At 34.3% G+C, this 7,528-nt stretch carries 7 protein-coding genes; 4 read left to right on the top strand and 3 right to left on the bottom strand.

What is annotated here, in order from left to right; genetic code table 11:
- Positions 1 to 327 precede the first annotated feature (327 nt).
- Positions 328 to 750 (top strand): nucleoside-diphosphate kinase, encoded by a 423-nt coding sequence (gene ndk, locus ACFIO3_RS06145; protein ID WP_375606272.1) that lies wholly within the window; start codon positions 328 to 330, stop codon positions 748 to 750.
- 317 nt (positions 751 to 1,067) lie between these two features.
- Here the strand turns inward: ndk and pgsA are convergent, their stop codons facing one another.
- From pgsA to ACFIO3_RS06130, 3 genes are all read right to left on the bottom strand, one after another.
- Positions 1,068 to 1,649 (bottom strand): CDP-diacylglycerol--glycerol-3-phosphate 3-phosphatidyltransferase, encoded by a 582-nt coding sequence (gene pgsA, locus ACFIO3_RS06140; RefSeq protein ID WP_273723320.1) that lies wholly within the window; start codon positions 1,647 to 1,649, stop codon positions 1,068 to 1,070.
- 72 nt (positions 1,650 to 1,721) lie between these two features.
- Positions 1,722 to 3,701: an excinuclease ABC subunit UvrC gene (gene uvrC / locus ACFIO3_RS06135; RefSeq protein ID WP_375614956.1), complete on the bottom strand. Its 1,980-nt coding sequence runs from the start codon at positions 3,699 to 3,701 to the stop codon at positions 1,722 to 1,724.
- A gap of 391 nt (positions 3,702 to 4,092) precedes the next feature.
- The gene (locus ACFIO3_RS06130; RefSeq protein ID WP_375606270.1) at positions 4,093 to 4,956 is read right to left on the bottom strand and encodes a 23S rRNA (adenine(2030)-N(6))-methyltransferase RlmJ; all 864 of its coding nucleotides are present in this window, start codon (positions 4,954 to 4,956) and stop codon (positions 4,093 to 4,095) included.
- A 1,641-nt stretch (positions 4,957 to 6,597) separates the two neighbouring features.
- Here ACFIO3_RS06130 and tatA point away from each other — a divergent pair.
- The 3 genes from tatA to ACFIO3_RS06115 all read left to right on the top strand — a co-directional run.
- On the top strand, positions 6,598 to 6,900 hold the full coding sequence (gene tatA / locus ACFIO3_RS06125) for a twin-arginine translocase TatA/TatE family subunit (protein WP_375606269.1): 303 nt from the start codon (positions 6,598 to 6,600) through the stop codon (positions 6,898 to 6,900).
- 55 nt (positions 6,901 to 6,955) lie between these two features.
- Positions 6,956 to 7,360 carry a twin-arginine translocase subunit TatB gene (locus tag ACFIO3_RS06120; protein ID WP_375704201.1) on the top strand — a complete coding sequence of 135 codons (405 nt, stop codon included), beginning with the start codon at positions 6,956 to 6,958 and terminating at the stop codon, positions 7,358 to 7,360.
- On the top strand, positions 7,357 to 7,528 hold a 172-nt coding region (locus ACFIO3_RS06115), incomplete at its 3' end, for a twin-arginine translocase subunit TatC (protein ID WP_375704202.1). The genes ACFIO3_RS06120 and ACFIO3_RS06115, both read left to right, overlap by 4 nt.

The following is a 7,528-nucleotide window of genomic DNA, read 5'->3' as shown; positions in this document are numbered from 1 at the left end:
AAAGGACATAAAACAAAACAGTCCTTTCAGGGTATTTTAGGTGTACGCTATAGTTTCTAACGATATGGTTATTTTTTGATTGATTTCAATGATAATTTTGATAGGAAGCATTTAAAATTATGGAAGAAGATTCAATATTTATTAAGAGTCGGTAGCGCATTTTTATGATGGGATGAGCAATTGCAGGATTTTTATTAAAGTTTTCTTTATAATTTATTCTATATTTTTGAGAATTTGTGTAGATTTTTGCAGAGCCACTTGGCAAAGGGTTCCTTGCTCGCTATAGGAATGGCTAGAGAATATTATCAATGAAATAAAGGTGGTTAAATGGCTTTAGAGCGTACTTTTTCGATGATTAAACCAGACGCAACCCGTCGTAATTTGACTGGCGCAATTACTAAAATGCTTGAGGATGTGGAGCTACGTGTTATTGCGTCTAAACGTGTCTGGATGAGCAGACGTGAGGCTGAAAAATTTTATGCTGTTCATAAAGAACGTCCTTTTTTTAGTGAATTGGTTGAATTTATGTCTTCTGGTCCAACCGTTGTACAAGTTTTGGAAGGTGAAAATGCAATAGCTAAAAACCGTGAAGTAATGGGGGCTACGAATCCTAGTGATGCAGAAGAAGGGACAATTCGTAAGGTTCATGCTTTATCGATTGGCGAAAATTCTGTCCATGGATCCGATAGTGCTGAAACGGCAAAAACAGAAATCGCCTTTTGGTTTCCTGAGGTAGAAATTGTTGGTTAATAAAGCGTATATAAGAAGCAAAAATCCGAAACACTATATTTCGGTTTTTTGCTTATGAGGTTATAGATTTTTTTGAAAGCATATGGAGCCATTAATCATTTTTTTAGCTTTTAATATTGCAGCTGCTTTTACGAAAATATAAAGCCTATTTACTCTTTTCTGAAGAGTTTTTATCTACACGCTACCCTTACTTGTAATGTGCAAAAAAGTGTTTTATTGATTTATCATTAATAGATTTAAAATAAATCAATCTTATGCTATTCTCATCTCTTATTTAAGTACAAAAAGATAAATCATTTTATAAAATTCCATACTATTCATAGGATAACGTGTTTTAAACCTGCACGAAAATAATCCCACCCTGTCCACAATGTAAGGAGGGCAGAAATCCACAGCATAGTAATACCAAACTCTACTGTGTAAGGGAAAATTTTATTACCGGCTGGTCCAGCTAAAAGAAATACAATAGCGATCATCTGTACAAAAGTTTTCCATTTTGCAAGACGAGAGACAGGAACACTAACTTTTAACTCAGCCAAATATTCACGTAATCCTGACACAAGAATTTCTCTGCAAAGAATGATAATAGCTGCCCATAGAGTCCATCCAGCGATGGTACTGTCTGCGGCAAGCAAGAGCAAACAAGCAGAGACGAGAAGTTTATCGGCAATTGGATCTAACATGCGACCAATATTAGATGTTTGTTCCCAAATACGAGCAAGGTAACCGTCAAGAAAGTCAGTAATGGATGCAACGATAAAAATGGAAACAGCAATCCAGCGGGTGATATCACTTGATTGTAGCCGCCCTTCTAAAAAAAAGCATGCAACAACCATTGGGACTGCAACAATTCGTGCATAAGTTAAAATATTTGGAAAAGAAAAAGTATGATTTTTCATGGAGCCATTTTTAATTCTTGTGAAAGAGAATATATTTCCTAAACGTAACAAGGCGAAGGTTATGAAACAAGCTTATTTTTCATGAAAATGGTTATGAATTTTTTGTGCAATTGTCATAGAGATTCCCGTAACTTTTTTTAAATCTTCAAATGAGGCACTAGCAACAGCTTTGGCACTTCCAAAATGATGAAGCAACGCACGCTTTCTTGTCGGACCGATATTTTCGATTTCATCAAGTGGGTTTTTGAATGTTGCTTTTTTTCGTTTTATCCTATGAGTTCCAATCGCAAAACGGTGTGCTTCATCACGCAGACGTTGCAAAAAATAGAGGATAGGATCACGTGGAGGAAGTGTAAAGGGCGGAATACCTTTTATAAAAAATCGTTCACGTCCCGCATGACGGTCAACACCTTTGGCGATTCCAACAACTGTGAAGAGATCATTTAATTGTAATTCAGCAAGTATTGCATGTACGCTGTTGATTTGTCCTTCACCACCATCGATTAAGATAAGGTCAGGCCAAATGGGAAAAAGATCATCATCTTTTATGTTATGACTTCTATTTGGCAGATCATGCTCTTTGATAAGGCGTGAAAATCTTCGTTTAATCACTTCTTTCATCATACCAAAATCATCGCCAGGCGTGATATCTGTTGAGCGAATGTTGAATTTTCGATATTGATTTTTAATAAATCCCATTTGACCAGCAACAATCATAGCCCCTACAGCATTTGTTCCCATGATATGAGAATTGTCATAGACTTCTATCCGGCGTGGAGGAAAAGGTAGTTGGAATGTTTTAGCAAGACCTTGAAGCAATTTTGTATGGGTGGCTGTTTCAGAAAGCTTATGTTCAAGTGCTTCATGAGCATTGAGATAGGCACGATTAACAAGAGTTTTCCGTTCACCTTGTTTGGGTAAAGAGAGGGATACTTTGTGGTTTGCTTTGAGACTAAATGCTTCTGTAAGAAGTGCCTTTTCTTCAATTTCTTCAGATAAAAGGATGCTTTTGGGAAGTGGTTTATCATCATAAAATTGGGCAAGAAAACTTGCTAAAATTTCAGTACGGGAAAAAGAGGGATCTGCTTTAGGAAAATAAGCACGGTTTCCCCAATTTTGCCCCATGCGAAAAAAGAACACTTGAATACAGGTCATTCCTTCTTTTTGCGCAATCGCAAAAACATCCGCTTCTTTTATCGTTTGAGGATTTATACCTTGATAGCTTTGTATGTGAGAAAGGGCTGATAGGCGGTCACGATAGGAAGCTGCTTGTTCAAAATCAAGATTTTCTGCAGCTTTATGCATAGCTTGAACCATATCGCTTTTAATAGATTGATCTTTTCCCGAAAGGAACGCTTTTGCTCCTTTCACCAGTTCTTTATAATCACTGTCGCTAATTTCATGAGTGCAAGGTGCAGAACATCGCTTAATTTGATAAAGCAAACAGGGGCGTGTACGGTTTTCAAAAACTGAATCAGTACAAGTTCGTAATAAAAAGGCGCGTTGTAAAACATGAACTGTTTGTGTCACTGCACCAGCAGAAGCAAAAGGACCAAAATAGTGAGCTTTTCGTATTCGAGCACCACGATGTTTGTAAAGTGCAGGCACTCGATGATCATCTGTAATCATAATATAAGGAAAACTTTTATCATCACGCAGGAGTACATTAAAATGTGGATGCAATCTTTTGATGAGATTGGCTTCTAAAAGGAGTGCTTCTGTTTCTGTATGGGTGACGATAAATTCCATATGATATGTTGCACGAATCATGCGGGTAATACGATTATTGTGTCCTTGTTCACGTGTATAGTTTGAAACACGTTTTTTGAGATTACGGGCTTTGCCAACATAGAGAATATCACCATTTTCACCAATCATCCGGTAAACCCCTGGCTTATGCGGAAGGTGTCTAACAAACTCTTGTATGAACTTGATACCTTGGAGCTGATTTTTCTCATTGCTTTGATTGGCATTATGCCATGTAACATTAGAGAGAAAAGAAAGTTTTTCCCGTTCATTTTGCGGACAATTTGTATTATTTTTCAGGACCATTCCGTTTATTACGAATATGTTGTTTGTTTAATATATGAAATATTCTTTTTTATTAAATAATGATTATTTATGTCTTTATAATTTTTTTTATAAATATATCTTATAGCATAAGAGTATGATTTTAGAGAGCCGATCTTTCATAAAAAAATATGAGAGTTGTTATTCTAAGACAGCTTTATGAATTTGGCCAATTTATCCATTAAAATGATTGAAATAAGAAATCCATGATGATTAAGAGGATAGGCTTTCTAAAAAAATAATTCACGCTGATCGTTATTAGCTTATCATGATAATATGTTGATATTATCCAAAGAATCAAAGAACTTTATCATTTAATGCATTTGTATTTTACAACATGATATTTGATTTAGGAAAGATATCAGAAAAAGATCTAAAATAATAGATGTTCTTTTTGAAGCCACTTATGCGTTATTTTGGCATTTTCATCTTGTCCAAGACGGTTGATAAGAAAGGGGCTGAGTTTTTTCATTTCTTCTTCCAAAAGGTAGGGAGGGTTAATAATAATCATACCGCTTCCATTCATTGTAGGTGATGTTGATTTTTTTCGGATACGCATTTCAAGCTGGAGAATTTTAGGAATTCCTGTTTGATAAAGCGCGTGAAGAAAACTTTCAATTTCTTTGTCATATTTAACAGGATACCATAAAGCGTAGATTCCTCCAGAAAAGCGACGATAGGCTTTCGTTAATCCCTCAATAAGGCGGGAAAACTCTCCAGCTTTTTCAAAGGGAGGGTCAACAAGGATAAACCCACGTTTTTCTTTTGGTGGTACATGAGCATTTAAGGAAAGCCAACCATCTAAATGCAGAACTTTTGTCTGATAATCTCCTGCAAAGTTTTTTGCTAAAATATGATAATCTTCATTGTGCAATTCTATTGCGGTGAGGCGATCTTGTTTCCGTAATAATTGACGAATAAGAACAGGAGATCCAGGATAAAATATAATTTCTTTTTCCCCTTTATTGAGGGCATCAATGATGTCACACCATGGACAAAGGAGTGTTCTTAAATCTTCTGGGATAGGAGTTGAAAAAAGTCGTTGGACACCTTCGCGCCACTCTCCTGTTTTATGTGCTTCTAAAGAAGAAAGGTCATAAATACCGATTCCAGCATGCGTATCTATAACGCGAAAAGCTTTTTCTTTGCGTTTGAGATATTCTACAATGCGAGTGACAATAATGTGTTTAAAAACATCAGCAAAATTGCCAGCATGATAAATATGCCGATAATTCATGGAGTAAACTCTATCATATGTGTAACTGTACCGGATTATTAGCATAGAATAATAGAATTGATATCCATAAAAATACTCTTGTAGAAATCAAACAATGCCCTCATTTCCAAATTATACACTACAGAAAAAATATTAATATCATGGGAGCATTTATTCACAGGGCTATTTTTATATTATGAGCTTAATCGTTAAAATTTTAAATTTTTTATATGAGAGATAGACAAGAAGAGATCAAACATCTCAATAGAGATATTTATGTTGTAAGAGAATTTTTTTATGATCGCGGTCTCTTCCAGGAATACTATAAAAAACCTCAATCAACGAGAATATTAGTGAAGTTTGTTGAAAAATTGAAGAGTACCTTTCAAATTCATTCATAAATTTTCTTGTTTAAAGATTAAAGAATTTCAAATACTTGATAAAAACATTGTTACATTTATAAGTTTTTTAGCAAGCGTAAAATTATGGATAGAGCAATAAAGTGCTGGTGTTATAGTGATAGATTTTTGTAAAAGTATGAATGAATCTCATTGCTTTAAGCAGAGCCAAAGCTTTACATTATACACGCTAAATGGCTAGGTTATTGTGTATGATGCTAAAATAAAACTTTTGAGAATTGATATGTGCTCTGCAAGCTATCTCAATAAAATGAGGAATTTTAAACTAAAGCAAATAGGTTTATCTATCTCTAACACTGTATTATCGAGCGGCTTTATAAGGTAATCTTATAAAAAAGGCTAGGATAAGAAATTCTTTTTACATGGATTATGCTTCGATGCCATGCTTTTGATTGAATGTAATTTTCTATTAATGCCCATTCTGGTTTCAATACTGAGATAGGTTAAACACATGATATTATGAGAACGCATGCCCAGAATCCAGAGACTTGTAATAGTTAGAGCATGCCGTGGCTTAGAGAGCTGGTTATATGGAGGTATTTTACTGAATAAAGGCACAAGCTGGTACCTTTTTTATTTTTTAGCAGTATTGCCATACCTCTTGGCACTTGCGTTGGTTCATAAAGTACATTTTTACTCTTTCCGCTAATAGTTTTTATTTACACGACAGATATTTAATTGAATACGATGATGGCTCATATTTCGTATTGTGTATGGAATAATGGATGATAAAATTCCCACCCCAACGCAAAGAATAAATGTTGTGCGTAAGATGATCGTTTTTGAAGAGACTGATGATGTGTTAAGAAAGTTTTTTAGAGATTTTTCTTTCTGATTTTTTTAATTGAATACGTAAAATGTTTTACAGCATTATGATTTTTATCAGTAACGGATAATTTGGCGGAAATATTTGTAATGATACGTACAACATTGTTTAAAAGGAAAGACGTTGGCTATAGTCTTTACAGGAAGATGAGTAACCTAAGAGATCAGATGAAGTTATTTTAGAAAAGTTTTTAAGTGTTTTGAATTTTGTATGAAGCGGTTTATCATTGTTGAATGGTTTGTGTTATAGTACGCTAAAAAGGGATGAGAGGATAAAAAGCTCTTTTTGCAATAAAAGCGTGTAATTGCTTTTAAGTTAAGAAGAAAATATATAAGTAAGATATTATATTTGATACATTCTTCAGAGGAAGCATGAATAAATGAAATCAAATTTAAAAGCATAAAGTTAGAGAGAATAATGGGTAATATTTTTTCACCAACGCATTTAATTATAATTTTATTGATTATCTTTGTGCTTTTCGGTCGCGGTAAAATTTCTGAATTAATGGGCGATGTTGCTAAAGGAATTAAAGCCTTCAAAAAAAATATGAAGGAAGAAGATGATAGCATTGAGGATAAAGTTGAAATGGCTCCTACTTCCCAAATGATTGATGTAGAATCTCAACAATCTCAGCCGTTATCGGTAAAACATGCAACAGTGCGCAGAAAGGTTTCTTCTGCTTCTAAAAAACGCAAAACATCTGTTGCTAAAAAACAGTAACAAAAACGCAATCATCATTGTGCAATATTTTTTGATGAGAAAGTCGAATTAAGAGATGTTTGGGATTGACGGACCAGAGTTTATCGTAATCTTACTTGTTCTCATCATTGTCGTTGGACCAAAAGACTTACCTAAAATATTAAAGACAGTAGCAAAGATAAGAGCGTATGTGTATTCAACAGCAAATGAACTTCGTCATCAGTTTGATAATTTAATAAAACAAATCGAGCGCGATGATTTGCAAAAAGTATGTTCGGATATTAGCGATTCAAGTAAGAAGTTGGCAGAAACTTTTGATCCCACTCAAAATATATTAGAGGATATCCACGATAATTGGGATGTTAAGGAAACACACTATAAATCAAAAAAAGATAAAGAAATTTTGGAATGCGATCAAAACGTAACCAATAAAGATACGACAGTATCTATCGCTTCTAAAGATAAAGAAGATGTATCATGAATGTTAAGAAAGATGAAGTTGATGCCCATATGGCAACACTTATAGAACATTTAATTGAACTTCGTCAGCGCATTATTGCTGCCTTGGTTGCATTTTTGATCACTTTTATGATGTGTTTTTTTGTTAAAGATTATATCTTAAGTTTTTTACTATGGCCGTATCAGTGGG

The organism is Bartonella sp. AD328YNZD, assembly GCF_042196425.1.
This window is presented reverse-complemented; position numbering and strand designations above follow the sequence as displayed.

Bases quoted from the DNA above. Each gene is read 5' to 3' on its own strand.
- ndk (WP_375606272.1), top strand. From the start codon at position 328: ATGGCTTTAGAGCGTACTTTTTCGATGATTAAACCAGACGCAACCCGT.
- pgsA (WP_273723320.1), bottom strand. From the start codon at position 1,649: ATGAAAAATCATACTTTTTCTTTTCCAAATATTTTAACTTATGCACGA.
- uvrC (WP_375614956.1), bottom strand. From the start codon at position 3,701: ATGGTCCTGAAAAATAATACAAATTGTCCGCAAAATGAACGGGAAAAA.
- ACFIO3_RS06130 (WP_375606270.1), bottom strand. From the start codon at position 4,956: ATGAATTATCGGCATATTTATCATGCTGGCAATTTTGCTGATGTTTTT.
- tatA (WP_375606269.1), top strand. From the start codon at position 6,598: ATGGGTAATATTTTTTCACCAACGCATTTAATTATAATTTTATTGATT.
- ACFIO3_RS06120 (WP_375704201.1), top strand. From the start codon at position 6,956: ATGTTTGGGATTGACGGACCAGAGTTTATCGTAATCTTACTTGTTCTC.